22 protein-coding genes, 1 pseudogene and 1 riboswitch are annotated in these 24264 nt (G+C 43.3%); of the genes and pseudogenes, 10 read left to right on the top strand and 13 right to left on the bottom strand.

All coding sequences use genetic code 11. From position 1 onward, the window contains the following. Window positions 1-231: 231 nt before the first annotated feature. Window positions 232-861: a uracil phosphoribosyltransferase gene (gene upp / locus DXX94_RS08570; RefSeq protein WP_115998999.1), complete on the top strand. Its 630-nt coding sequence runs from the start codon at window positions 232-234 to the stop codon at window positions 859-861. Between the two features lies 1 nt (window position 862). Next, window positions 863-2074, top strand: a complete 1212-nt coding sequence (locus DXX94_RS08575; protein ID WP_116015202.1) for a uracil-xanthine permease family protein — start codon at window positions 863-865, stop codon at window positions 2072-2074. Window positions 2075-2178: 104 nt separating this feature from the next. Here the strand turns inward: DXX94_RS08575 and DXX94_RS19280 are convergent, their stop codons facing one another. Further along, complete coding sequence (locus DXX94_RS19280) at window positions 2179-2343, bottom strand: hypothetical protein (RefSeq protein ID WP_181901518.1); 165 nt, start codon at window positions 2341-2343, stop codon at window positions 2179-2181. Window positions 2344-2515: 172 nt separating this feature from the next. On the opposite strand from DXX94_RS19280, the gene DXX94_RS08580 reads away from it, so the two are divergent. After that, window positions 2516-3226: an autoinducer binding domain-containing protein gene (locus DXX94_RS08580; RefSeq protein WP_116015203.1), complete on the top strand. Its 711-nt coding sequence runs from the start codon at window positions 2516-2518 to the stop codon at window positions 3224-3226. A gap of 10 nt (window positions 3227-3236) precedes the next feature. Here DXX94_RS08580 and DXX94_RS08585 read toward each other — a convergent pair whose 3' ends face one another. Both DXX94_RS08585 and DXX94_RS08590 read right to left on the bottom strand, forming a co-directional pair. After that, on the bottom strand, window positions 3237-3647 hold the full coding sequence (locus DXX94_RS08585; RefSeq protein ID WP_116015205.1) for a MaoC family dehydratase: 411 nt from the start codon (window positions 3645-3647) through the stop codon (window positions 3237-3239). A 72-nt stretch (window positions 3648-3719) separates the two neighbouring features. Beyond that, window positions 3720-4463, bottom strand: coding sequence for a hypothetical protein (locus tag DXX94_RS08590; RefSeq protein ID WP_116015206.1), 744 nt, complete (start codon window positions 4461-4463; stop codon window positions 3720-3722). A 167-nt stretch (window positions 4464-4630) separates the two neighbouring features. Between DXX94_RS08590 and DXX94_RS08595 the strand changes: the two genes are divergently transcribed. The 3 genes from DXX94_RS08595 to DXX94_RS19655 all read left to right on the top strand — a co-directional run bounded on the left by DXX94_RS08595 (window position 4631) and on the right by DXX94_RS19655 (window position 7182). Next, window positions 4631-5794 (top strand): sensor histidine kinase, encoded by a 1164-nt coding sequence (locus DXX94_RS08595; protein WP_116015208.1) that lies wholly within the window; start codon window positions 4631-4633, stop codon window positions 5792-5794. Window positions 5795-5834: 40 nt separating this feature from the next. Beyond that, window positions 5835-6491 carry a response regulator gene (locus DXX94_RS08600; protein ID WP_116015210.1) on the top strand — a complete coding sequence of 219 codons (657 nt, stop codon included), beginning with the start codon at window positions 5835-5837 and terminating at the stop codon, window positions 6489-6491. A gap of 109 nt (window positions 6492-6600) precedes the next feature. Next, on the top strand, window positions 6601-7182 hold the full coding sequence (locus tag DXX94_RS19655) for a prepilin-type N-terminal cleavage/methylation domain-containing protein (protein WP_309545213.1): 582 nt from the start codon (window positions 6601-6603) through the stop codon (window positions 7180-7182). Between the two features lie 130 nt (window positions 7183-7312). Here the strand turns inward: DXX94_RS19655 and DXX94_RS08610 are convergent, their stop codons facing one another. The 3 genes from DXX94_RS08610 to DXX94_RS08620 form a co-directional block, all read right to left on the bottom strand. Beyond that, complete coding sequence (locus DXX94_RS08610) at window positions 7313-7891, bottom strand: peptidoglycan-binding domain-containing protein (RefSeq protein ID WP_116015211.1); 579 nt, start codon at window positions 7889-7891, stop codon at window positions 7313-7315. Between the two features lie 117 nt (window positions 7892-8008). Further along, entirely contained in the window at window positions 8009-9829 is a 1821-nt protein-coding gene (locus tag DXX94_RS08615; protein WP_116015213.1) for a hypothetical protein, read from the bottom strand. 359 nt (window positions 9830-10188) lie between these two features. Further along, entirely contained in the window at window positions 10189-12099 is a 1911-nt protein-coding gene (locus DXX94_RS08620; protein WP_116015215.1) for a methyl-accepting chemotaxis protein, read from the bottom strand. A 392-nt stretch (window positions 12100-12491) separates the two neighbouring features. Between DXX94_RS08620 and DXX94_RS19285 the strand changes: the two genes are divergently transcribed. Next, window positions 12492-12656 (top strand): hypothetical protein, encoded by a 165-nt coding sequence (locus DXX94_RS19285; protein WP_181901519.1) that lies wholly within the window; start codon window positions 12492-12494, stop codon window positions 12654-12656. Here the strand turns inward: DXX94_RS19285 and mdh are convergent. Then, window positions 12612-13547 carry a malate dehydrogenase gene (gene mdh / locus DXX94_RS08625; RefSeq protein ID WP_116015216.1) on the bottom strand — a complete coding sequence of 312 codons (936 nt, stop codon included), beginning with the start codon at window positions 13545-13547 and terminating at the stop codon, window positions 12612-12614. The genes DXX94_RS19285 and mdh overlap by 45 nt on opposite strands. Window positions 13548-13942: 395 nt before the next feature. On the opposite strand from mdh, the gene argR reads away from it, so the two are divergent. Beyond that, window positions 13943-14416 (top strand): transcriptional regulator ArgR, encoded by a 474-nt coding sequence (gene argR, locus DXX94_RS08630; RefSeq protein WP_116002270.1) that lies wholly within the window; start codon window positions 13943-13945, stop codon window positions 14414-14416. A gap of 117 nt (window positions 14417-14533) precedes the next feature. Here the strand turns inward: argR and DXX94_RS08635 are convergent, their stop codons facing one another. Both DXX94_RS08635 and DXX94_RS08640 read right to left on the bottom strand, forming a co-directional pair. Continuing rightward, window positions 14534-17041: a TonB-dependent receptor gene (locus DXX94_RS08635; RefSeq protein WP_116015218.1), complete on the bottom strand. Its 2508-nt coding sequence runs from the start codon at window positions 17039-17041 to the stop codon at window positions 14534-14536. A gap of 59 nt (window positions 17042-17100) precedes the next feature. Next, the gene (locus DXX94_RS08640) at window positions 17101-17421 is read right to left on the bottom strand and encodes a hypothetical protein (protein WP_116015219.1); all 321 of its coding nucleotides are present in this window, start codon (window positions 17419-17421) and stop codon (window positions 17101-17103) included. A 195-nt stretch (window positions 17422-17616) separates the two neighbouring features. Between DXX94_RS08640 and DXX94_RS08645 the strand changes: the two genes are divergently transcribed. After that, entirely contained in the window at window positions 17617-18042 is a 426-nt protein-coding gene (locus DXX94_RS08645) for an MAPEG family protein (protein ID WP_116015221.1), read from the top strand. A gap of 113 nt (window positions 18043-18155) precedes the next feature. On the opposite strand, the gene DXX94_RS08650 is transcribed toward DXX94_RS08645, so the two are convergent. From DXX94_RS08650 to dapA, 4 genes and pseudogenes are all read right to left on the bottom strand, one after another. Continuing rightward, the gene (locus DXX94_RS08650; protein ID WP_116015223.1) at window positions 18156-19331 is read right to left on the bottom strand and encodes a succinylglutamate desuccinylase/aspartoacylase family protein; all 1176 of its coding nucleotides are present in this window, start codon (window positions 19329-19331) and stop codon (window positions 18156-18158) included. A gap of 9 nt (window positions 19332-19340) precedes the next feature. Beyond that, on the bottom strand, window positions 19341-20558 hold the full coding sequence (locus tag DXX94_RS08655; protein ID WP_116015224.1) for a PLP-dependent decarboxylase: 1218 nt from the start codon (window positions 20556-20558) through the stop codon (window positions 19341-19343). Window positions 20559-20582: 24 nt separating this feature from the next. Beyond that, window positions 20583-21335: a 2,3,4,5-tetrahydropyridine-2,6-dicarboxylate N-succinyltransferase gene (locus DXX94_RS08660; RefSeq protein WP_116015226.1), complete on the bottom strand. Its 753-nt coding sequence runs from the start codon at window positions 21333-21335 to the stop codon at window positions 20583-20585. Between the two features lie 184 nt (window positions 21336-21519). Further along, a pseudogene (dapA, locus tag DXX94_RS08665) lies at window positions 21520-22419 on the bottom strand (4-hydroxy-tetrahydrodipicolinate synthase); the annotation flags it as partial. A gap of 79 nt (window positions 22420-22498) precedes the next feature. Then, a riboswitch (Lysine riboswitch) is annotated at window positions 22499-22671 on the bottom strand. 291 nt (window positions 22672-22962) lie between these two features. Between dapA and DXX94_RS08670 the strand changes: the two are divergent. Continuing rightward, window positions 22963-24081 carry a methyltransferase gene (locus DXX94_RS08670; protein WP_116015229.1) on the top strand — a complete coding sequence of 373 codons (1119 nt, stop codon included), beginning with the start codon at window positions 22963-22965 and terminating at the stop codon, window positions 24079-24081. The last annotated feature ends 183 nt before the right edge of the window (window positions 24082-24264 follow it).

The raw sequence follows: 24264 nt of genomic DNA on the forward strand, positions 1-24264 counted from the left end.
TAATACGATCAGTGACTAATCTTACCAAGTCGTACTAAAGTTACAATATGTAACAAACTATCTATGCTCTTGATATTAGCAGATATACGTGAAGCCTTCGCAAGCAAGCTCGCGCACTTAGTCTTCAATTTGCTGTTTAGATCAACACTAGGTCATTCATTACGTTTTATTACTGCCATAGTTGACCTACAAATTGTTATAATTATTACAAATTTTTGATTAAGGAAAACCATGGCTGTTCACGAAATTACTCACCCGCTTGTTCAACACAAACTTGGCTTAATGCGCGCTAACGGCATTAGCACAAAAAGCTTTCGCGAGTTTTGCTCTGAAATTGGTACTTTGCTGACCTATGAAGCAACACGACAGTTACCAACAGAAACAAAAACCATTGACGGCTGGCAAGGTACGCCAATTGACGTTGAGCACATTAAGGGTAAAAAAATCACACTAGTGCCTATTTTACGTGCAGGTTTAGGCATGTTAGACGGCGTTATGTCGTTACTACCAAGTGCCAAAGTCAGTGTCGTTGGCTTATATCGTGATGAAGAAACGTTAGAAGCCGTACCATATTTTGACAAGGTCGTTGCTGATATTGACGAACGCACGGCACTGATTGTTGACCCTATGCTGGCGACTGGCGGTACCTTAATTGCCACCATCGATTTGCTTAAGAAAAAAGGCTGTAAAGACATTATGGGCCTATTCTTGGTAGCTTCTCCTGAAGGTATCGAAAAGCTCGAAGCAGCGCACCCTGATGTGGATATTTATGTCGCATCGGTTGACGATCACTTAAACGACAAAGGCTATATTATTCCTGGCCTAGGCGACGCAGGCGATAAGATTTTCGGTACTAAGTAACATGCAGCAATTGAAAACCCCATTACTTGGGTTACAAATGCTGTTTGTAGCCTTTGGGGCGCTTGTTTTAGTGCCTATCTTAACGGGATTAGATCCCAACGTTGCCCTGTTTACTGCGGGTATTGGTACTTTGGTGTTTCAGTTGGTGACGAAACGCCAAGTCCCTATTTTCTTAGCTTCCTCTTTTGCCTTTATCGCCCCCATTAGCTACGGCGTCGCCACTTGGGGCATCGCCGCCACCATGTCTGGCCTAGCCGCCGCTGGTGTCTTGTATATGGCACTGGGGTTACTTGTGGCATGGCAAGGCAACCAAATCATTCATCGCGTTTTACCTGCCGTTGTGGTGGCGCCTGTGATCATTGTGATTGGCCTAAACTTAGCCCCTGTTGGTGTGAACATGGCGCTTGGTAAAACAGGTGATGGCGCGGTTCAGTTGGTTGAAGCAAGTACAGCATTAACCATCTCGCTAACGGCGCTAGCGGTTACGGTATTGGTCTCACTTTTAGGTAAAGGGCTCTTTAAGTTAGTACCGATTTTAATTGGTTTAACCGTTGGCTACTTGCTTTCGTTATACTTCGGCATCGTTAATTTTGATTCCGTAAGTGAAGCTGCATGGTTTGCTTTACCTAACTTCACTGCACCAGAGTTTCACTGGGAAGCGATTCTGTTTATTTTACCAATAGCCATTGCGCCAGCAGTTGAGCATATTGGTGATATCACGGCAATTTCCAATGTGGCTGGTAAAGATTTTCTCGAAAAGCCGGGCTTAAAGCGCACGCTTATGGGGGATGGCTTAGCCACTTCAGCTGCAGCACTTTTCGGCGGTCCACCAAATACGACTTACTCAGAAGTCACTGGCGCGGTTGCTTTAACCAAGTCATTTAACCCAGTTATTATGACTTGGGCAGCTGTTTTTGCTATCGGTTTATCTTTCTTAGGAAAAACAGGTGCACTACTAGCAACTATTCCTGTACCTGTGATGGGTGGCATTATGGTATTGCTGTTTGGTGCCATTGCTGTTGTTGGTTTAAAAACACTAATCACCGCACAAGTCGACCTTGGCAAAGGTAAAAATATGGCGATTGTTGCTGTAGCTCTGGTATTTGGCCTTGGCGGTATGCAGTTTGATTTGGGCTTATTCCAACTGCAAGGTATAGCGTTGGCTGCAATCTCGGCAATTGCGCTTAACCTATTATTGCCAAATGAGAAGTAAGTTTTACGTTTAGTTTAACTGGCATCTGTCGGCATGAAAAATATCGACATAAAAAAATCCACCGAATAAGGTGGATTTTTTATTTCTGCGAGCATCTATAAAAATTAGTAAAAATCTGAGTACTTAATATTCAATAAGGCAATGGCAATTGCGCCAACAACGGGAAACAAAGCCAAAAACAGTTTCCAAGCGGCATGACTTTTACCTATCGATACAAGTTGTGAAGCAATCAGCATTCCTATTAATACCATTAATTTGACAAGTAACATAACGCCTCCTTACGCATATGTTTCAACGTCTTAACTCAATAGTTAAATTAATTTCACCTGTTAGAACGAATCGCCGACTATCCTTTAAAACATAGACCTTTTTAGTATTAATCAATAAACAACAAAATTGCACTGTCAGTTCTGACAGGTATTTACAGGATGTAGATGTGAGATGGAATGGGACGATATTTATCAGCTGATAAAATGTCAGCGAGAAGCCGAACTCGTCAATTTGTTTGAGCAACAGCTCATTAAAATTGGCATTAAAAGCTTTGGTTACTTTCAGTTTAACGCACAACACCCCAGTGAATTAAATGTGATTAGTACCTACCCTCAACAATGGGTCGATGAATATATCGCCAAGAACTACCTACAACTAGACACTACCATTCCACTATCTGTTGTGAGCAATTCGCCTGTGCCCTGGTCATACGCGAAACAATGCAGTAACGGCAAAGCGCAATTTGGCTTTTGGCAGCAGGTCAAAGCTCACAAACTCAATGCTGGCGCTTCAATACCACTAAGTAATAATAAACTTCAAATAGCTGGTTTAGGTTGCGCCATAGACAATGAGGCAGAAACTAAATGGCTTGAACAGTATGGCAAGCAACTTGAGATCACCTCTACCGTATTTCATCAAAAACTTTGTGCCTTAAAAAGTTGCCCAAATGTTGCCATTCAGCAGCTAAAATTAACCCATCGAGAAATAGAGTGCGGTAAATGGTTAAGTAATGGCTGCACATATAACGAGGTCGGTAAAAAGCTCAATATTTCTGAACGAACAGCGAGATTTCATTTAGAGAATATAAAGCTTAAGCTGGGGGCAAAAAATAAGGAGCAAGTAATATCTAAACTCGTCGCACATCAGATCATTACTCCTTAACTATCAACAGTCAGGTGTTAGGCCTTTTAGGTACCACTATTGTTGAGACATAACTACAGACTTCTTGCTGCTCTTGATTTGTCGCAGACACAGCAATAGTAATCAATCCTTGTTCGGGCTTTGAACTAGACGCTTTAGCTTCAATGACCGTGACCTTAGCTTGCAAGCTATCACCAGGGCGAACAGCTTGATTAAATCGAAGCTTATCTACACCTGCGCCAATTAAGCCACCAGCAGGTTTAGCATCACTTGCCACAATTAATTTCATGGTAATAGCTGCCGTATGCCAACCACTGGCCACTAACCCTTTAAAAAAACTACTTTTGGCTTGTTCTTCATTGGTATGAAATGGCTGCGGGTCAAATTGCTGAGCAAATTCGATAATTTGCTCAGCAGTGACTTGATGTTGTTTGTTGTGAATACTTGGCCAACGACAAAATCTTCAAGAAATATTTGCTTCATAAAAATCCCTTTAAAGCTTTACATTAGCAGTTTATTGCACCTTGTACTGCTGACGATATTTTTTGACTAATTTATGGGTGCATATACCACCAATGACCCCCGGCAGCACCCAAAACATAATCTGCCACTGATCACTTACAATATTGGCGAGTAGTTGGCGACCACCAAAAGCAAAAAACGCGGTGTAAGCCCCAATACCTGCTCCAATAATATGACGCAAATGCTGAATTAGCCATTCTCTTGGTTGAATAGACGGTTTAAAAATATAGTGCAGTAATTGGTAGCTATTCACCAAACACAAAGCGCTAAACACCTGCAATAAGACAAAAGAATATTTAGTACCTAAATAACCTACATAAGGCGAAATTACCGCCATAGTGAGAATTGGCAACAGGTGCGGCCATTGACGCAGTGCCTGTCGGTTTTCACGACATTTCAATACGAGTACCGAGTGGCGTGTACTGTTAAGCACCAGTAGCGACAACATCAGTAAGAACCAAGCAAACATTTCGCTCCACCACACCAGCTTATCGGCCTCGGCACCAGATAATGAAGATGAAGGATCTTTAATGGCTAACGGATCGAATAACACCATTAAAGTGATAGCAACCCCAGATAAACTGACAGCGAGCATCCCAAACTCAAACCACTTGCCTGACCGCTTGTGAAAATGCCCGCCTTTTTTGGCAATAACAGGCAACCAAAAAGTGATTAATGACACACTGCCAACCACAATGTGTAAAAACAGTAAAACGGAATAAATTGAATAGTACATATTTTCTCTCCCTAAGTTGTTGGAAGTAGTCTACGCACTGCTATTTGGCGACATCAGTGCCAAAGGTCACGATTTAAAAACATGACTTTTGGCCTATAGGTTTTTACGACTTAATCTGAAATAATCCTTAAAAGCTATAATCGTCAACAGGTTACCAATAAGAAGATATGTATAAAGCCATCGCTAAAATTAGCCAACACTGTGAGCGACTTGATGTTTTAGCTGTTGTGACTTGGGGGTTAGTACTTGCCATTTCACTGTACGCCTTACCTTCACAAACCGCCAACGTGCAAGCAAATACATTGGGGATTGCCATTTGTTTCGCCGCTTATATTGTCTGTTTTTTTGGTGCGACCAAACTTAATAAAGCGTCACTCTTTGGCCGTGCCCATCAAGTATTTTTGGGATTACAACTAGCGAGTGCATTTGCCATTATGTTAATGCTGCCACTCGACTTTATTCCTATCCTTACCATTATTTGGGCTGGCATGCTGATTAATTTCTGCCGATTTGAAACGGCGTTACTCATTATTATTGCGCTAGTCGTCGTGTGGTTTAGCCTCTATGGTTGGCGTTGGCAAAAAGACCATGTGCTACTGACGGGCTCTCTCTATGGCACGTTTCATATTTTTAGCTTGCTGATGAGCCAACAAACACAAAAAGCCAAACAAGCGAGCGAACAAGCGAATGAACTTAACCGCCAGTTACTCGCCACTCAGCAATTGTTAACACAATCGACAAAGCAACATGAACGCACACGCATTGCTCGTGAACTTCACGACTTACTTGGTCATCATCTCACTGCGTTAACCATAAACCTGCAAGTGTCATCTCATTTATGTGAGCGAGATGGCAACTCAGCCGCGAAAGAAAAAGTTGATGAAAGCTATGCGCTTGCCAAACTCTTGTTAAGCGATGTACGCGAGGCGGTCAGCACAATTAAGGCGAATCAAGCTATTGACGTGCAGTCAGCAATTGAGGCGCTTGTCGCTGGCGTACCTGCACTCAAGGTACACCACTCGATTCAAACAGATATCCAACTTGATTCGTTTGAACTGGCAAATACCTTAGTTCGCATCAGCCAAGAAGCGATCACCAATACGCTGCGTCATAGCGGTGCTAGTGAATTTTGGCTCTCCATTACCCAGCAACGAGACGAAATTCAGCTAAAAATTTATGACAATGGCACTGCTCCCGCGAAGCTAGTCGCGGGTAATGGACTGTCAGGTATTACAGAGCGTGCAGAACTTCTTGGCGGCACAGTAAACTTCAATCGTGAAAATGATGGGTTAACGATTGTGGTTAATTTGCCTAATCACATACGCCAATAAATTTAGCATGCAACACCAAGAAAAAAGCGAGACTTTATAAGTGACTATAAAACTACTACTCGTAGACGACCAAACCTTAGTTAGGCAAGGAATTAAAAGCTTACTTGCGCTATCAGAAAAAGTCACTGTGAGCGCTGAAGCTAGCGATGGCACACAAGTATTAACGCAAGTAGCAGCACATAAGCCTGATGTGATTTTGCTCGATATCTCTATGCCAAAAATGGACGGTATTGAAACTTTAGTGCAGTTAACGCAAGCGGGAATTGCTACGCCCGTTATTATTCTGACTACTTTCGACGATTCAGAGCTGGTTCTCAAAGGGATGCAAGCGGGTGCAAAGGGCTACTTACTTAAAGACGTATCACTGGAGTCACTTATTAGTGCCATTGAAGCGGTTCATAATGGGCAAACTATGGTGCAGCCCGCAGTTACAGAACGGCTGTTAAAAGGTATTACTAAAGTTAACGGTCTTAGTGATGATTTTACTGCACCTACTCCGTTAGAGCCGCTGACTCCAAAAGAGATAGAAGTACTGAGACTGATGGCGAGCGGCTATTCCAACAAAGAAATATCAGGTGCCTTATTTAAATCTGAAGGTACCATTAAAAATCATGTTTCCAGCATTTTAACCAAGCTCGGCGTCAGAGATCGCACTAGAGCAGTATTATTAGCGATAGAGCAAGGTATTTTATGTTAAAGTACTGTTAACACTCACTAAGCTTGTTGTATGCTCTTTCACTTGCTTACCAGCATAAGTAAGTGCGTTTATTCGATTTGTCAGGCACTGTCGTTCTAGGAGAAGTAACATGTATGCCAATTTACCAAATTTACAATCACCTAACACTCAACTAACCAGTACTCAACCACATAGTTCAAATATTACGAAGGCAGCAGGCTTTACCCTGATCGAACTTGTTGTCGTAATTGTCATCTTAGGTATTTTATCAGCTGTGGCTGTGCCACGTTTTATCGACCTATCATCTGATGCTAATGAAGCAGCACTTGAAGCACTAGCTGGTAGTTTGGAATCAACCGCCAACCTTTATAACAGCAAGGCTTTAGTTGAAAGCCGCACTGATAATGGTTTTGAATTTGAAGGTATTTTCTTCGATCAAGGATACCCAATTGGCATCTCTTTCAACGACAGCGACAATGTGCCAGAAATTCTTGAAGCCATGAACCTTAGTGATGACTTCGTTTTCAATACAATTTTTAACGACAGTAATGCTGATAACCAAGTTGCCCGCGGCCTGTATTTAACGAATAAAGCGCCAAATAACTCGCCAACTACTGCAGAAATTATCGCAACCAACTGTTATGTAAGTTACAAAAGTGCTGTTGTAAATGCAGTAACACCGGAAGTCATTATCGTAACTACTGGTTGCTAGTCTTCGCTAAGTCTACTGCTAAGCTAAGCGCGCTTGGCAGTGGAAAGTATCCCTAAATTCCCAATCTTGCTGCGTAAAGCAGCTTCAACGCAAATACTCCTAGCAACTAATAGTAAGTTTTTCAATATTGTTATTTTAATAAGCGCCATAGTGTTCCTTGGTCCGGCACGCCAGTCATTTCAAAACCTATATCAGACTGATATGCCATTAATGCAGATTTAGTCGCATCGGTATATTGGCCATCAATTTGACCTTGATATAACTCAAGCTCGCTCAGTTTTTGCTGAAGTTTGCGAATGGTCGCCCTGTACAAGACAACTTTTCTCTCGCCAATAGTGACAGCGATACGAGGAGACTCCTGTTTAATCCTTACAGGTTCCAACTTCTCAATAATACCGCTTACCACCTGGTAAAGTTGATTGCTTGGATTACTTTGACAGTGGCTGTCCATTACATTCAGCAGTAACTCCAGTGATTGATAGGCGGTTATGTCATAGGTATCTGTAACATATCGATTGTGAGCAGAGATATAACCTTCCAACCAACCGCCAATCATATAGTAAATATTAGAGCGTTTTTGTCTCTCTAAAAGAAATGCCTGACAGGTTAAAAAGCCTGCTCCTTTCATGGCAAATTTACCGTTAATATCGGCGGCCATTACAGGTAGATTGATCGATAAGAGCAAAACGCTGAACAACAGTGATTTCATGAGTGATTATATCTAAGAGTTATTTAAGTAATTATAGGTGGTTAGCGTGATTTGCCAGCTTACATCCAATAATTAACTATCAACTGGCAAGCCAAAACAAGAGTATTATTTAAAACCCTATGCAGTATTTCTTTTACGCAAATGATTACTGTTAGCTGACAAGGATAACACCAGTACGGATAAGGCGAGTAGCATTAGCAAAACACTGCTGGGTGTAGGTACTGACACCGCGAATGCTTCAATCGGGTTAATTGCACTTCTTACCGCTAAAGTCGTTGGCGGTGGTGGTGTATTATTATTAAAGTCAACCACGAAACTCTCTCCTACTTGCAAGTCAAATCCTCCTAACGGGAACATATTGACAAACAAGTTAGGCGATTGAAATAAATCTGCGCCAGCTGCTAATACATTGCCAATACCTATTTGACGATCAAAACCAAGGATGTCGAAGTTAATTTGTAATAAGTCGATCATCAGTTCTAAATCAAAGTCTAGTAATGTTTCATTGGTCAAATTAGCATCAAGGAAAAAGGTTGGTGTAACTGTGGTAACGTCATCAAGAAAAGTGATGTCAGGTAATAAATCCCAAGCAGAGATCAATTCGGTTACCATTTCTCCACCCACCATCACCGCTTTATCAAAGGCCATAGACACAAACAGTGTTGGCTCTAATTCAAAGTCTTGTTTTAAGTCGATGGTTGGCCCCATTTGCACATCAATAATATCGTAGCCGATGCTGCCAATGGTACCGATGGGCGCACTAGAGCCAAACAAGCCTGGTACACCTGCCGCGCTGGCAACAATATTGTCGATGTCAATAAACAAATCCACCAAGTCGTCTTGACCACTGGCTTTAAGGGTATTTGTGTTGGTATCTAGACCTCCACTGGCATTAGGCTGCGGAAGATGTAAAGTCGCTTCCACTATACCTAGAGCATCTACACTAAATGGAAAGCCATTGGCTTGATCGGGAAAGCCGAATACTGATGGTTGCTGGCCAAGCAGTGAGACACCACCTTCGCCATCTTGGTTAAAGGATAGTATTGATGCTCTTTCATTAATGTTAAATGGTGTTGAACCTGTGCTACAGCCCGCAGGTATAATGCAGGCTTCTCCCCCCACAGTTCCACTTAGTTCCATAATTGCATCAACATTAAGCGCTAGGTTGGCAAAAGACGTATCGAGCGTATTGGCGCCAGCCAATAGGCTGTTAGCATTAAAATTGATTGGGTTAGTTTTATCTAAATTTAACGTATCAGGAAGATCTAACGTGGCTTGATAAGACACTGTGGCATCTACTGAGCCACTGCCAATCTCAATACCAAGTTCAATACCAACTCTACCATCAGTAGAGCCTTGTACAGCGACGCCAGTGCGGGTATCCACTTCCAAAAATGAAGGTGGCGCAGTGCCTAGTGGTGCTACAGGCAAACGTGCCGATTGGCCATTACGACAAACACTCGACGAGAAGCTCTTTCGACATAGAGAGAAAGCCGCATCATAAGCCGCCCGTCTTGTTAAATCTGCCGCACGGGCAATTTTGCAAGCCACAGCAAACCGACTGCAACTGCGCACCGATGGCCGGCTTCCCAATTTAGGAACAAATATGCGCCCGCTTTGGCCATTGATACAAGTGCTTGAGGAATTCCCCAAGGCTCGACAACCAGCAAAAGCAATATCGTAAGCCGCCCGCAACGGGTTAATCACGTTAACATCTTCTCGACCAGCAATCAGATCAATATCTACTTGTTGATCTTGCCACTGAGCACCCAGAAAACTTCGCTGATCTAACATAAACGAGTCACCCGTATCCCAAATACTTTGGCCAGATGTGGTAAAGCTAAGGTCATATTGCAGCAGATTTGCCTGCACAGAATAGGAAATCCCTGTTGAAATAAGCACAGCCAATTGGCAACAAACGCGCAAAAACTGAGCCATACATAGCTCCTTGAGTTAGGCTATTTATGACCACCTAAACCTAGCGTTGCAAGGCTTAGCATAAGAGCAATTGTGTGGTGAGGGTTGAGCTATGCAATTTACGGGTCAAGATATTATTCTTACTCATAATCAACAAGCTAAAAATATACAATATAAAATAAGCCTGCATAGGACTAACGAATGTAAATAAAACTGACAGACTAGAGAAACAAATAAAGTCAGTTGTTTGCTCAACAAAAATGTAGATAAACAACTGACTTGATAATGCGTTAGTTCGGCTACTCGATATGGCAAATAGCCTAACTTGCAACCAGAGCGATAACTGAATGCTTTGATTAACGCCCTGAAGGGGTAAGCAACTAAAGCTTAAACTGACTAACCACTTTGGTTAGGTTACTATTAGCACTTGCTAATACTGTGGTTGCGCCGTTCACTTCATCGCTGCTGGCCGCAACCTGCTCAACCATGTCACTAATGGTCACCATGTTGCGATTAATCTCTTCAGAAACCGAAGACTGCTGCTTAGCTGCAGCGGCAATTTGAATGTTTAAGTCATTAATACCGCCAACTGAATTCACGATCTGATCAAGGTTTTCAACCACTAAATGGGTTTGTTCTGAGGCTTCAACACAGCTTGCTTTTGTCGACTCAATACCATTGATAACACTTTGCGAACTTGCATTTAAGCGGTTAATTGTATTGTGAATTTCAGTGGTACTGTCTTGTGTTCTTGACGCTAGTGCTCGCACTTCATCAGCAACTACCGCGAAACCTCGGCCTTGTTCGCCAGCACGTGCGGCTTCAATTGCCGCATTCAAGGCAAGTAAGTTGGTTTGCTCTGCAATATCACCAATCACTTTCAAGACAGCCGAAATATTATCAATTTCTTGTCCCATTTGATTAATTTGGCCTGAAGACTCTTCAACTTTCTCGACCAAATCGCTGACATTTTGGGTCGCACCTGAAACCACTTGCTTAGAATGTAACGCTTGCTCGTTAGTGCTCGTGGTCACATTCACTGCGTTTTCAGTGTTATTGGCAACGTCGGTTGAACTTGCACTCATTTCATTCAGTGCAGTTGCCACTTGGCTAGTCTCAAGACGGTGCGCTTCTAACACTTCGTTGTTACTTTGACGCAATGCCTGTAGGTCATCGACACTGGTGGCAATGTACTGACTAGATTCAGCGATATCACGCATCATTGTTTGTAAGTTTTGGATAAAGGTATTGATGTCTCTTGAGATTTCACCCAAGTCATCTTCACGCTCTACTTTCAAACGCTTGGTTAAATCACCGTTACCATTTGAAAGCTCATTTACCGTTTTCTTCAACGCTTCAACTGGGCGGTAGGCGTAAGAAAGCAATACGTATATCGCGATAGTCGATAATACAATTAACACAAAGGTGGTCAGGCTTGATGAAACTAAAGAGTCACCCAGAGCGCTATACATGACTGACTTATCAATTGCGACCAACATAAACCAAGTAGTGTCTTGGGTAATGGTTACCGTCTCAAAGTAAGCGATTTTATCAATACCTAGTAACTCGAACTCATGCATGTTTTGCTGCTTTGACAACATGATTTGTTCAAGCTCAACTAGCGGCTCAAAGTCTGACAATCGCGATTCACCCGGCACATCAACCTCGCCAGTAGACGAAATCGTCAAGCCGGTATCATCATATAGCGCCGCGATTGAGCCAGGGAAGGTAGCACGCTCAATAAATGGGTCTAATGCTCTAATTGCGATATCGGCAGCTAGCACCCCTTTAAATTGGCCACTTTGATATAACGGCGTAGCTAAGGTCACCATTAACTGGTTAGAAGCGTTATCTTTGTAAATCTTAGTCACTGTTGTCGACGCTTGTCGCTTAGCTTGCTGATACCAAGTGCGCGAGCGTGGGTCTGCGTTACCAGCATTGAACTCACCGTGCTTGTGGCTTAGTCCCATGCCATCTTCATAGCCAACAATGATATCGGCAGCAGAAATAGAACGACCAAGGCTGTTTAAGTAACCTTGGATTTTCACTTTGTCGGTAGCGCCTGCAAATAGTTCAGCTGATTGCTCAATGCCTTGTTTGATGCTCGACATGTAATTTTGAACTTTCGCGCCATTACTCGACATTTGTAGCGTGGCATATTCATCAACGTTTGCCTTCACTAATCCAGACAGTTGATAGTAAGCGGAAGTAGCTAAGATGATCATGGAAATTGCTAATAAGCTAATCGCAACCATGACAATGCGGGTTTTGAAATTAAACTGCTTTTTCAAAATTTTTTCTCTGTTTTTCTTCTTTGCCTAGGCAAAAATTATTTCCTATAAATAAACATATCCATGTCTTTAATTATTAATCCGTTACTTCGGCCTTAACTCGACCGTCATTATTATGTAATTGAGTAGACTGCTTAATAACAGCAGTGTTGAGTAACTTCCTCTATTGTGCTCCTTCTATCTTTTTCATGCTTTTGGGCAATAGACCACAGTTGACTAAGTAAACAATTAAGCCATTTTAGTTAGATAGCTTTATGTCTAGACATTAACCAAAAACGGGACGATACAATATGGCCAAACTGACCAATTAGTCAATTTATTAGAGGGTGTTAGCGACTGTTTGGAGATTAATTAACCGACCATTTATCAAAGTTCAAAATGGTACGTAAAAAATGGAATATGCACTCGATTATACCGATTGGCATCAGCTAAAACCTAAGCATAAAAAAACGGCAAGCCTTGGGCTTGCCGTTTTTACTGAAAGTATGAAAGCTATTTTATCAGCAAGCTTATTAGCCGTTGATAAAATCAATACCTTCTTTGATGTCTTTGTTTAAGGTTTCAAGCATATCTTCTTTTGCTTTTTGCTCGAATGCGCTTAATTCACCGTATGAAAGAATTTCTTCAACACCGTTTTTACCTAAACGTACTGGGTGTGCGAAGTATTCTGCGTCACCATCTTCAACTGCAACATAAGCGTAATCAACAACTTCTTCACCTTGTAAGCCTTTGATTAATGACATAGTGAAACGTGCCGCCGCAGCGCCCATAGAAAGAGTTGCAGAGCCACCGCCAGCTTTAGCGTTAACAACTTCAGTACCTGCGTTTTGAATACGAGGAGTTAGGCTTGCTACTTCTTCTTCAGTAAATTCAACACCTTCTACTTGAGAAAGTAGTGGCAGAATGGTTGTCCCTGAGTGACCACCAATAACTGGTACTTTAACCGTTGCAACATCAACGCCTTTAAGCTCAGCAATGAAAGCTTCAGAGCGGATAACGTCAAGCGTTGTTACACCGAATACACGGCCAGCTTCGTAAGTACCTGCTTTTTTGAATACTTCAGCAACAATTGGCACAGTGCCGTTAACAGGGTTAGTGATAACACCTACTAATGCTTTAGGACAGTTAGCTACGATGCCTTCAGCAAGCGTTTTAACGATACCAGCATTAACATTGAACAAGTCAGCACGATCCATACCTGGCTTACGAGGCATACCCGCTGGGATGATTACAATGTCTGCACCGGCTAATGCAGGTGCTAAGTCGTCAGCACCGTAACCTTTAACATTTACCGCAGTAGGGATGTGGCTTAAATCAACAGCAACACCAGGAACAACAGGTGCAACATCGTATAATGCTAAGTCAGAACCTGCAGGTAATTGAGTTTTTAATAGTAAAGATAACGCTTGGCCGATACCACCAGCTGCGCCTAATACAGCAACTTTCATTGGAATTCTCTCCCGATTTGAGTATTTACTTAATTTTTGTCGCCCAAAAGATATAGCATTAATCCATAAAAAACAATTAGAGAATCCTCAGGAAGCTTGCCCTTTTCACGCCAATAAGCAATTTTCCTTTACAGTTACATTGATAACTTCCCTGAATGTTAATTATGTTTGGACACAAAAAGACACTTATTCACCAAATAACGTTATTTATAATGAGGCAAGAAGCACGGTGCTACCCTATTCCCACGATTACTTGGTATAGTAGAGCATAGTAGAAAAACAAATGAATGAAATTGGTCTAGAATCAGGCTATTTCAACGAATGGATGCACTTAATTGCGCTATGCTTAACCCCAAAAGCGCAAGCGATAACGCAACAGGTAGTATGGCAGTATGATGACAGCACAACAAAAACAAGAAGCCCTAGTTCAAGCATTTAAAGACTTACTCAAGCAAGAGCAATTTGGCTCTCAAGGTGAAATAGTTGATGCCTTAAAAGCACAAGGCTTCGACAATATCAGCCAATCAAAAGTCTCGCGCATGCTCAGTAAGTTTGGCGCGGTACGCACTCGTAACGCCCGTCAAGAAATGGTGTATTGTTTACCCGCCGAATTGGGTGTGCCAACCGCAAAAAGCCCGCTTAAGCAATTAGTGTTAGATATTGAGCATAATAATGTGATGATCATTATTCGCACTAGCCCAGGCGCTGCGCAATTGATTGCTCGTTTGCTTGATAGCGTCAGTAAAAGTGACGGTGTATTGGGTACCATTGCCGGTGACGATACTATTTTTATTGCACCAACCGATGTGAAATTGATTCCAGAAACAATTGTAAAATTAGAAGATTTATTTCAGAAAAATTTAGGTTAATTCAACTTTTCTCTTTAAACCTACTTAGTTAATTCAAGCTAAATAGAAACTCAGCATTCAAATACAAAAAAGCCCTGAAATGTCAGGGCTTTTTACTTTTAAAAATCGGCAATACGATTAGAAGCTACCGCGAATACCCACAGTAATATTGCGACCTGGTAGTGGCGCATCATCTTTTAAGAATGACGAGTGCACGCGTGCTTCTTCATCCGTTAAATTACTGCCTTTGATAAATAACGCGGTGTCGGCACCAAAGCCATCAAGGTAATAGTTGATATGAGCATCCACCATGGTATAGCTGTCGGTTTCTGTTTCAAACTCAGCAATATCATCTTGCTTAAAGTAGTGGGTTACCGCCAGCTCCGCAGCTAAGCTATCACCTTGATAGTTTAACTGGCCGCCAATACGCATTGGCGGAATGCGCGGTAGGTTGCCACCATCAGAAAGTTCAGCGCGAATATAGTCGGTAAACACACTTGCTTTAAGCGGCGCACTTAGTTGGTAGACAAATTCCGCTTCGATACCATATAAGTCAACATCATCTTGACGGTATACAAAGACAGGCAAACCTTCTTCTTCGTCATGATGTTCATCAGCTTCGTCGTGGTGTTCTTCTTCAAGAGCTTCGTCTTCGTGCTCTTCTTCACCATGCTCATGACCGTCTTCCATAAAGAAGCCAGTATCCTGCTGGTAATAATAATCATCAACATGGTTGTAGAAAGCACTGACAATAAAGCCAAAGTCACCTTCAAACTTGCGCCAGGTAATATCTAAGTTGTATGAGGTTTCAATGTCGGCGTCTTGTTCACCCACTTCGATATCTAGATGATCATCATGTTCAACAACATTGTACAGCGCACCTACTTCAAAGGTATTGGTACCAATATGTGGGCCATTTGAGAATAGCTCTTGTGCTGACGGCGCACGTTGTGAGAATGATGCCGAGAAACCTAGGTTGTAGCCCGGCTGATAATCCCACACTAGGCCAACCGAGGCACTTACCGGATTAAATGATTGCTCAGCCAACATGATATGTTCTTCATCATGCTCTTCTTCGCCCTCGTGCGCTTCATCTTCATGGTGCTCTTCGGCTTCGCCGTTTGGTGTTAATTTGACATGTTCAACACGGGCGCCGAGTTGCAATAGCCAGTCGCCAAAATGTTTTTCTTCAAGCCATGCCAACGCAATAGTGGTTGATTCCGCTGGTGGGGTAAAAGCTTCTTCACCCAGCGCTTCGAAGTCACTGTCTTTAAAGTGTAATGTCCAAGCACCGCTCCAACCGTTCCACTCTTGGTGATAAAGATCAAAGCGCGTTTCAATGCTGTCATTTTTAAAGGTGGTACCCACTTCACCATTTTCAATTTCTTGGTGTTGGTAGTCGGTATAGGCAAATTTCGTTGCAATGCGGCTTAAGAACTGATCTTCAAAATTTAGATCACTGATAATTTGGATACGATCTTGCTCTAAATCAGCAAATACGTTCTCTTCCTCTTCTTCCTCGTGCTCTTCGCCTTCATGCTCCTCTTCTTCACCATGACCGTGACCATGACCCGGAATGCCATATTCACGATCTAGGCGGCCGTAGGAGAAACCAATAAAGCCGTTATCTAATAAATAGCTGGCACCAATAGTAAAGCCAGACGATTCTGAAGCACTATTGGCTAATGTGCCTTCTACTGCTTCTTCACCGTGCTCTTCACCTTCATGCTCACCTTCATGCTCATCTTCTTGCTCTTCTTCATGCTCATCGCCATGACTGGCTTCGTTTTCAGCAAAGCCGGGAATGTCGTAATCGTTTGAGTCACGCCAGAAACCATCTAAGTGCAGGGCAAAATTTTTGCTGCCAGTATTTAGGCTAACCGATGCTTCGTCTTCATCGGCAACACTGCCATGTTGCAGTAAGTAATCAATTTTAGTGTCGCTACTGGTCGGTACGCGTTCATCAATCACGTTAACCACACCACCAATAGCACCACTGCCATAGAATAGCGTCGCTGGGCCACGCAGCACTTCAATTTGTGTGGCGGTAGCAGCTTCAGTTGCCACCACATGATCGCCGCCAACACGTGATGCATCACCGACATCTAAACCGTTTTGACTGATCAGCACACGTGGGCCATCTAAACCACGAATAATAGGCGTGCTGGATACAGGGCCGTAATAACTTGAGTGAACACCTACTTCATTTTTCAGCGTTTCACCCAGTGTTGATGCTTGCTTCATACGCAGCTCGTCTGCAGCTAACACATTTACTGGCTGTGCGGATTCAATTGTCGAGGTATGCAGCGGTGTAGCATGAACATCAATGATTTCCATCACAGTTGGCGATAAAGTGATCGCCAAGCCATTTAAATCTTGCTCGGTCACTTCAATTTTTTGATTATAGTGATTGAAGTTGCGTGCGCTGACATGCAATTCAGCTTTGCCTTTATTGACGTTCTCAATAATAAAACGACCGTTTTCATCAGTAAAAACGTGTGTTTTTTCCTTATCAATATGCACTTCGGCATTGGCAATAGGATTGCCAGCCGCATCGGAAATTTGACCACGAATATTTTGCGCTAATGCGCCATTAGAAAAAGTAGCAGCGATCGCCAACGCGACCAAAGCTTTGCGTGTTTGCATGAGTAAACCCTTAATAAATAAAACTTGTGTGCCTTAGCAACTTAGCTAAAGGCGAATAGCTAACTTAATAAGGGAGCAGGTGGCGCCCTAAGCGGCGGTGAAAAGTGAGCCTGTGTAGGTGGAAAAAATAATGATTTAGCGAGCACTTTAGCATGATAAACACGCTGTACCGCCTGCCTGACAATCGTATTCTCGACCGGCTTATCGAGTGCGTTATGACATAAATGACATTCCGCTAAGCTTTCTGCCTGAGATATTATTTCGTCGTAGCTTTGTACCATATGGCCACTGTGAAAACACAGCATAAAAAGCCATGCGGCAATCAAAACGATGCTGCATTGCTTAGTTTGGCGTGGTAATGGTTGGTACTGAGTGTTCATAGCGATGTGATGTTATAACATCATCCATTGCAATTCAATAACATAGCAGACTTGTTTCAGACAAAGTTAGTAAAGTGATTGGTTATCGCGCAATTAATCAACAAGTTGCCAGTTGAATAAGTTCAGATAAATAGTACAGTTTGGTACAGAATAAATCGAAGATAACAAAAACAGCTAACCGCAAGGAAAATAAAAATGACCAATCACCTGCTCTATTTACCGCTGGCCGTGATGATCGGACTCACCATTTTAGTATGGATTTATATGTATGCTCGCCGATTAACTTTTTTAATCGGTAACCAAATTGATGCCGACCGCTTAAAAGCGCCGGAAAATGTCAGCCAAATTATTCCTGCTGAGATCAATGCCGCATCGAATAATTTGAAAAACCTGTTTGAAATGCCAGTGCTCTTCTATGCAGTTGCGCTAGTTGCGATTCAATCACAAGATCAAAGCACATTAACTTATATTAGTGCTTGGATTTTTGTGCTGTTGCGCGTACCCCACTCCATGATTCATTGTTTAAATGGTCCAGTAATGGCGCGCTTTGTTTGCTATGCCTTATCCAGCATCGCGTTATTTGTTATGGCAATCAATGTGTTTTGGCAGGTGTTACGTTAGTCAGCTCAAGTAAAATCAGAGCACATCAAAAAAGGGCTGATACTTATCGTATCAGCCCTTTCTTTATTTCTAGCTGGATTTATATCCGACTAAAGTAACCGTTAGCTTAGTCCTTACAGCGTAAAAAACTCCGTAAATACTTTATAGAGCTCAGTCCCCTGATTTACGCTGGCAGAGGCAAAATGCAAAATCGGGATCACTTCCTTATCTAAGCTAATATAATGCAACGCATCACCATCCCCGTAATTATCCATACGTAAAATACGCGCTAGAGGCTCGCCCGCTGGCAGTGGTACACCAAATTCTGCAAGGTAGTCGACCATGCCGCCCATCGGTGAGTAGAAGGCTTTGTAGTCTTTTAAATAACAGGCATAACGTGTTATTTGGGCTGGTACAAACTGCTCGCTGGTATTTTCTTCGCCTTTATTTGCGCCATTATTTGCACCTTTACTTACACCTTTAATAACGCCTTTATAGCTTAAATAGGTCAGTACACTATTCGCATCATCGAGCGCTACATCTAAATCAATTTGCTCTTGTGAGCCCAGTTCGACAGTAAAACTTTCTTTATTTAGCACCAATGGGCGACCTTTTGCGGCATAGGCTTGGGCCAGTGACCACCATGGGCAAAAAGTTGCTTCATCTAATGCGCCGTCAAACTCGTTGGGGATTAATAAGGTGTGTTCAATATTGAAATAGCTAGCACTTGCTCTGGCATATTCAGGGCAGTACAAATGCTTACTTGAAATAGGGCCGGTGTGTAAGTCCAACACTAAGTCAGCTTGATGTGCCATTTTCTGCAATTGATAAGCAATACGCTGCCCCGTAGTCAAACCATACATATTGTGATCTAGCTGTTGGTCGATATCATCAAGTAGTACTTGTTTGAACTTGGCTTTGATCTCTTGCTCACTAGCGTCAACGTTATCTTGCACAAAAGGCACCACTAAGTCTGGATTATGATGATACATACGGTTCCAATTCACGCCTGTGATCGGGTCAAAACGGCCAAGCGTGTACTCACCATTTTTGTGATTACAACCAACTGGATTGGCATATGGTACTAAGGTGATATCACCTAAAATATGCAGGTTACGAAGCTGTTCAAGCAATTGGTAAATTACCGCATTGCCTTGCACTTCTGCGCCATGCATATTGGCCTGAATATAAACACTCGGTGCGTCACTTTGGCCAGCAAAGCGATAAACCGGCACCGTCAACTTGGCACCACTGGCCATCTCGCCGACATTCAGTATTGACTTGGTGACGTGGTTAACTGTTTTTGTCATAACCGCTCCCTATCTCATATACCAAGTGGCAGGTTGTGCTGCGCGAACTTCAGTTAACTGATGATTATCATAAACATATTCCGCAGCCACTTCATGACATAAAAACAGTGGCATACTTTCGGTAAAGCCGTAAGCCCCCGAAAGACTAAACACCAGCTGATCGCCAACTTTGGTATCGCTCGGCAAAGGCAATTTACCCAGACTATCCATACTCGTGCACAGCGGGCCGTGCAAATGAAAATCTTGTACTTGCTCGCTTGATGGCCGCAGTAGGCTAGCAGGAAACGGTTGGTCGGTGATTGCTGGGCGTAACAAGTGATTAATACCTGCTGCCAACACCAATTGTTCTTCACCAAAATTAGTTTTGCGGTCAACGACATCAGTAACATAATAACCAAACGGCGCAACCGCATAACGGCCAAGCTCTAGCCATAATTCTTCCACGCCTGCTTGTGCTTTAATTTGCGCTAAATCAGCCATGGCTTGTTGCCAGTCTATCCCTTGACCCGTTTCAAGGTAATCGACCCCTAAACCACCACCTAAATCCAACACTTTAAGCTCAAAACCAATGCGCTCAGCTAAGCTAACGAGCGGCTCAACCATTTGTGACCAAAGGGAAAACATTTGGCTGTTGCTGAGCATATTGCCCCACTGGAAGATATGTAAGCCACAAATATTCACCGTTGGGAAATCACTAGCACGAATTCCTGCCCATTCTTCAGTGCCTAAACCAAATGGCGTTAAGCTATTACCACCTAGCGGGTTTTTCTCGCCTTCTGGCCAGCGCAGCTGAACGCGCAGTAAAGCGTCTGGCTTTTTATCCTGCTCTTTCGCGGCCAGCGCTAGCCATTGCAACTGATTGTAACTTTCGACAACAAAGGTATTGACCCCTTGCTGAAGAAAATAAGAAATTTGCTGGTAAGATTTGGCTGGCCCAGTATTTAGAATTTTCTCAGCATCAACCCCTTGCAATAATACTTGCGTTAGCTCGCCTTTACTGGCGACATCAAACTGAATACCGCTTTCCGCTACCGCTTGAATAACGCTTGATAATGGATTGGCTTTGACCGCGTACCAAAGCTTGACCACATCTTGCTGCTGTAGCGCAGTTAAGTGCTGTTTAAGCGCGCCAATATCATAAACAAAGTAGCCATTTTCATGACTACTGCCTTGATGAGCGCGCAGTGCTTGCGATAAATCGTCAGAGAGTAGGCTTGATGTCGTCATCGTAACTTCCTTTAATAACGCTGATTAGCGCAATGCTTCTTCAAGCTCAAGTGAAGCATCACTTTGCTCATCGCGATATTTAACAATCAAGGCACACGCCATGTTTAGGCCTTGAGATTGTGCCCATTCACCGCCGACCGGACGCGTACCCGGAATAACCACAGCGCGTTCTGGAATTGGCTCACCTTTTTCCAAACGGCGATTATTGACTAAATCAAACACCGGAATAGAAGCAGACAGAGCAACACCCGGCGCTAACACCGCGCCTTTTTTAATCACCACACCTTCTACGACAACCACACCAGCACCTAAAAAGGCACCATCTTCAACAATCACAGGGCTCGCACCCACTGGTTCAAGCACACCACCAATTTGCACAGCTGCCGATAAATGTACGTTTTCACCAATTTGCGCACACGAGCCCACTAGTGCATGGCTATCCACCATAGTGCCTTTGCCAACATAAGCACCAACATTAATATAAGCTGGTGGCATAACAATCACGCCAGGAGCAACATAAGCACCAGCGCGTACCGATGAGCCACCCGGCACTAGGCGTACCGCATCATCGCGGGTGAACTGGCGTGCTGGTAAATTGTGTTTATCGACAAAGCCCTCATAAATACCGTCAAATTCGGTGTTTTCACCGGCTTTAAACGCCGCCAATATTGCTTGTTTGGCTTCAACATTAGCGTGCCAGTTACCTTGCTCATCTTGGGTTGCCGCGCGCACTTCACCGCGCTCCATTTGTTGTAAAACTTCTTGCCAATTAGTCATTTTTCTACCTTTAATTCTGAATTCTTTTTTGGGTTAATTGTTAGTTTTCTGATCGCGCCGTTAGCAGCGTTTCTTAGTGCTAAAACTAAGCCCTTTGCTTAGCTAGCGGTTCGTTTTTCTCTAATGGAATTTCACGCGCCTGTTGAGTAACTTGTATCGGCTGAGTTACTTGCGTCTGCTCGCGATACCAAGCGTCAATAGCATCGTTAGCCTCAATCAAGGGCTGTTTATCTAACAATTCGAAATGGGTGAGTGGGGGTTGCAAGGCGGCGGAGTCTAACTCGCCATTCTCATGCATTAACACTTTCACTGGGATTGGATTTGCCACGCTAAATAGCGCATCAACAGCTTGCTGCCAAAGCGCGTTATCAAGCTCGGTATGCGCCAAACATTGTTGAACATAGAGCTTTGTCGCTGATGGCCAAGCATTACTTGCAACCGACACTAAGCCCGCAGCACCAAGTTTTGCCAGCGCTGGCATCATGGCATCTTCACCACTAAACAGCGCAAGCTTAGGACACGCTTGACGGTAGCGATTAAATTGGGCGATATCGCCGCTGGCTTCTTTAAGTGCCCAACAATTTGGATGATTTTGCAGCTTCGCTAGCGTATCCACCGATAAAGTAACCGCACTTCGCGACGGAACGTTGTAAAGCATACAAGGCTTGTTGCTAGCATTAAGCAAAGCGGTAAACCATTGCTCTTGGCCAACAGGGCCAGGCTTAGCGTATAAAGGCGCACCAAGTAAGTAGGCGTCAATATTTAGCTGATTGCAGCGCTCAATCCACTCTAGCTGTTGCATTAATTGAAAGCCGCCAACACCGACCATGATCGGCACATCAAGGCCAAGTTCAGCCACGTATTTGACGATACCAAACTGTTGTTCAGCATTGAGCGCCAATGCTTCGCCAGTGCTACCAAGCAGTAACAAACCATTGCCGACGGCTGCTTGTTCGCGAGCAATTCGCGATAAACAGGCAAAGTCGATAGCGCCACTTTCGGCAAAAGGGGTAACTAACGCGGTCCACAACGGGAATTTGGGTAAGGTTGCGTTAGCTAATGAATTAGAAGTTTCAGGATTCATGTCTCTCGAACTCACTTCGTTCGGAGAACTTATCGGCATTTGTTCTCTGCCCACAGCAAAAAGCGCAGACAGTTCAACAAAGGCCAGAAGCTCTCCACCTAATGGGTGACAGTTGTCAGGATTCAGCCTGAGCAACCGACCAATACATCAATCAAAAATGTATTGGTCTCGGCGTTAATCCCCCTCATTAATGGTCACTGGAGTTTGATCTCCTGACATTAACTACCTGGTTAACGCTCCTCTTCTGGCCCTTTTCATCACGATGGTATGAGCTTGACGAGCCACACCATCGCGCAGGAATAAGGACGGGCTCATTACATCGAATATTTGCTCTAATGTCAACACACCGCTATACCTTGCTTTATCAATCACGTAAAATGCGGCCTCGCGCGATTTTAGTGAAGTTTGTAGTCCGCGAATTTTGGCAATTTGTGTCGGCAAAAAGCAGTTTCACACTAGACTTAAGCTGGCTATCATCAACCTAGGTAAGCAACGTATTAACGCTGACGATTAGCGTCTAACGCGAGGCAAGTTGGACATCACATGGCATTATCGAATTTATCTCAAGTACTGGTTCGCAATATCGACGAGTTAGCATGCACGCGGGCAGTGTTAGTTAACTTCCCCGTCGACGGGCTATATCAAGAGTGGCTTGATGAATATCCTGAGTGCCAATTACATTATTTCACCAATAACAAGCTAGCTGCGGATCAACTGGCGCAATTATCGGCTGCTCAACCAAATTCAAACTTGAGCTACAGCTTTGGTACGCACTTAACCGCCCAGCAAAGTGAAGAAACGAAGCAAAACAAAGAAGCTAAACAAAATAAAGAAAACAGCGCATATGACTTAGCCGTGATTGCCTTTCCAAAAAGCAAAGCTGAGCTTGCTTATTCTCTCGCTATGCTTGCTCCATATTTAACAGACGATGCACGAGTGCTGTTTGTTGGTGAAAACAAAGGCGGCATCAAATCAGCAGCAAAATTAAGCCAAGACTATATTAGCCATTGTCATAAGCTCGATTCTGCTCGCCATTGCAGTTTATTCGCTGGTCAGTTTATTCGTGGTGATTATCAGTTTTCCCTTGCCGATTGGTTCCACTACTACCCGCTTTCGGTTGCCGGTATTGAACTTAACATTGCCGCACTGCCGGGCGTGTTTAGCCAAAAGCAACTAGACAAAGGCACACAAGTTCTATTAGAAAATTTACCTACCGAGCAACTGCCGAAAAAAAGTTACCAAGGCAAACTGCTTGATTTTGGCTGTGGTGCCGGAGTGATCAGCGCCTACTTAGCCAAACAGCACCCAGCAGCAGAGATAACAGCCCTCGATATTAGTGCACTGGCAGTTGCTTCCACGCAAGAGACGTTAAAAGTAAATAACTTAGCAGGCGAGGTATTTGCCTCAGACGGCCTAAGTGAAGTTACAGGCTCGTTTTCACATATCGTCACCAACCCACCGTTTCATCAAGGCTTGAAGACGCATTATGCTGCAACCGAAACGTTTTTGCGTGAGTGTCCGAAACGATTAGTTAGAGGTGGTAACTTAACTGTGGTGGCAAATAGCTTTTTAAAATACCAACCTATTTTGGCTGAAGGTTTTAAACAAATACAAACCACGGTTAATCAACGTGGCTTTGCTGTCTACGTCGCTTCAGTGTAGTTATTACTGGCAAGCGTGAAAAAAAACAGTGCGTCAGTCGTTAACTAAATTGGTATAAATTAACTTTAATAAAGAATAAAACATTGACGAGTGCTGACCTTTTGATATTCACTGAAAAAGCATCGTAGATATAAACCCATGCTACTTTGCGCCTACGACACGTGCTCAAGTTAAAAATTGAGC

The organism is Thalassotalea euphylliae, assembly GCF_003390375.1.
Taxonomy (GTDB): Bacteria; Pseudomonadota; Gammaproteobacteria; order Enterobacterales; family Alteromonadaceae; genus Thalassotalea_F; species Thalassotalea_F euphylliae_A.

Excerpts from the sequence above, each read along its gene's own strand:
- DXX94_RS08670 (WP_116015229.1), top strand. The coding sequence starts at position 22,963 with ATGGCATTATCGAATTTATCTCAAGTACTGGTTCGCAATATCGACGAG.
- DXX94_RS08655 (WP_116015224.1), bottom strand. The coding sequence starts at position 20,558 with ATGACGACATCAAGCCTACTCTCTGACGATTTATCGCAAGCACTGCGC.
- DXX94_RS19280 (WP_181901518.1), bottom strand. The coding sequence starts at position 2,343 with ATGTTACTTGTCAAATTAATGGTATTAATAGGAATGCTGATTGCTTCA.
- DXX94_RS19285 (WP_181901519.1), top strand. The coding sequence starts at position 12,492 with ATGGAATATGCACTCGATTATACCGATTGGCATCAGCTAAAACCTAAG.
- DXX94_RS08640 (WP_116015219.1), bottom strand. The coding sequence starts at position 17,421 with ATGAACACTCAGTACCAACCATTACCACGCCAAACTAAGCAATGCAGC.
- DXX94_RS08660 (WP_116015226.1), bottom strand. The coding sequence starts at position 21,335 with ATGACTAATTGGCAAGAAGTTTTACAACAAATGGAGCGCGGTGAAGTG.
- DXX94_RS08645 (WP_116015221.1), top strand. The coding sequence starts at position 17,617 with ATGACCAATCACCTGCTCTATTTACCGCTGGCCGTGATGATCGGACTC.
- mdh (WP_116015216.1), bottom strand. The coding sequence starts at position 13,547 with ATGAAAGTTGCTGTATTAGGCGCAGCTGGTGGTATCGGCCAAGCGTTA.
- DXX94_RS08650 (WP_116015223.1), bottom strand. The coding sequence starts at position 19,331 with ATGACAAAAACAGTTAACCACGTCACCAAGTCAATACTGAATGTCGGC.
- DXX94_RS08595 (WP_116015208.1), top strand. The coding sequence starts at position 4,631 with ATGTATAAAGCCATCGCTAAAATTAGCCAACACTGTGAGCGACTTGAT.
- DXX94_RS08575 (WP_116015202.1), top strand. The coding sequence starts at position 863 with ATGCAGCAATTGAAAACCCCATTACTTGGGTTACAAATGCTGTTTGTA.
- DXX94_RS08580 (WP_116015203.1), top strand. The coding sequence starts at position 2,516 with ATGGAATGGGACGATATTTATCAGCTGATAAAATGTCAGCGAGAAGCC.
- DXX94_RS08635 (WP_116015218.1), bottom strand. The coding sequence starts at position 17,041 with ATGCAAACACGCAAAGCTTTGGTCGCGTTGGCGATCGCTGCTACTTTT.
- DXX94_RS08590 (WP_116015206.1), bottom strand. The coding sequence starts at position 4,463 with ATGTACTATTCAATTTATTCCGTTTTACTGTTTTTACACATTGTGGTT.
- argR (WP_116002270.1), top strand. The coding sequence starts at position 13,943 with ATGACAGCACAACAAAAACAAGAAGCCCTAGTTCAAGCATTTAAAGAC.
- upp (WP_115998999.1), top strand. The coding sequence starts at position 232 with ATGGCTGTTCACGAAATTACTCACCCGCTTGTTCAACACAAACTTGGC.
- DXX94_RS08615 (WP_116015213.1), bottom strand. The coding sequence starts at position 9,829 with ATGGCTCAGTTTTTGCGCGTTTGTTGCCAATTGGCTGTGCTTATTTCA.
- DXX94_RS19655 (WP_309545213.1), top strand. The coding sequence starts at position 6,601 with ATGTATGCCAATTTACCAAATTTACAATCACCTAACACTCAACTAACC.
- DXX94_RS08610 (WP_116015211.1), bottom strand. The coding sequence starts at position 7,891 with ATGAAATCACTGTTGTTCAGCGTTTTGCTCTTATCGATCAATCTACCT.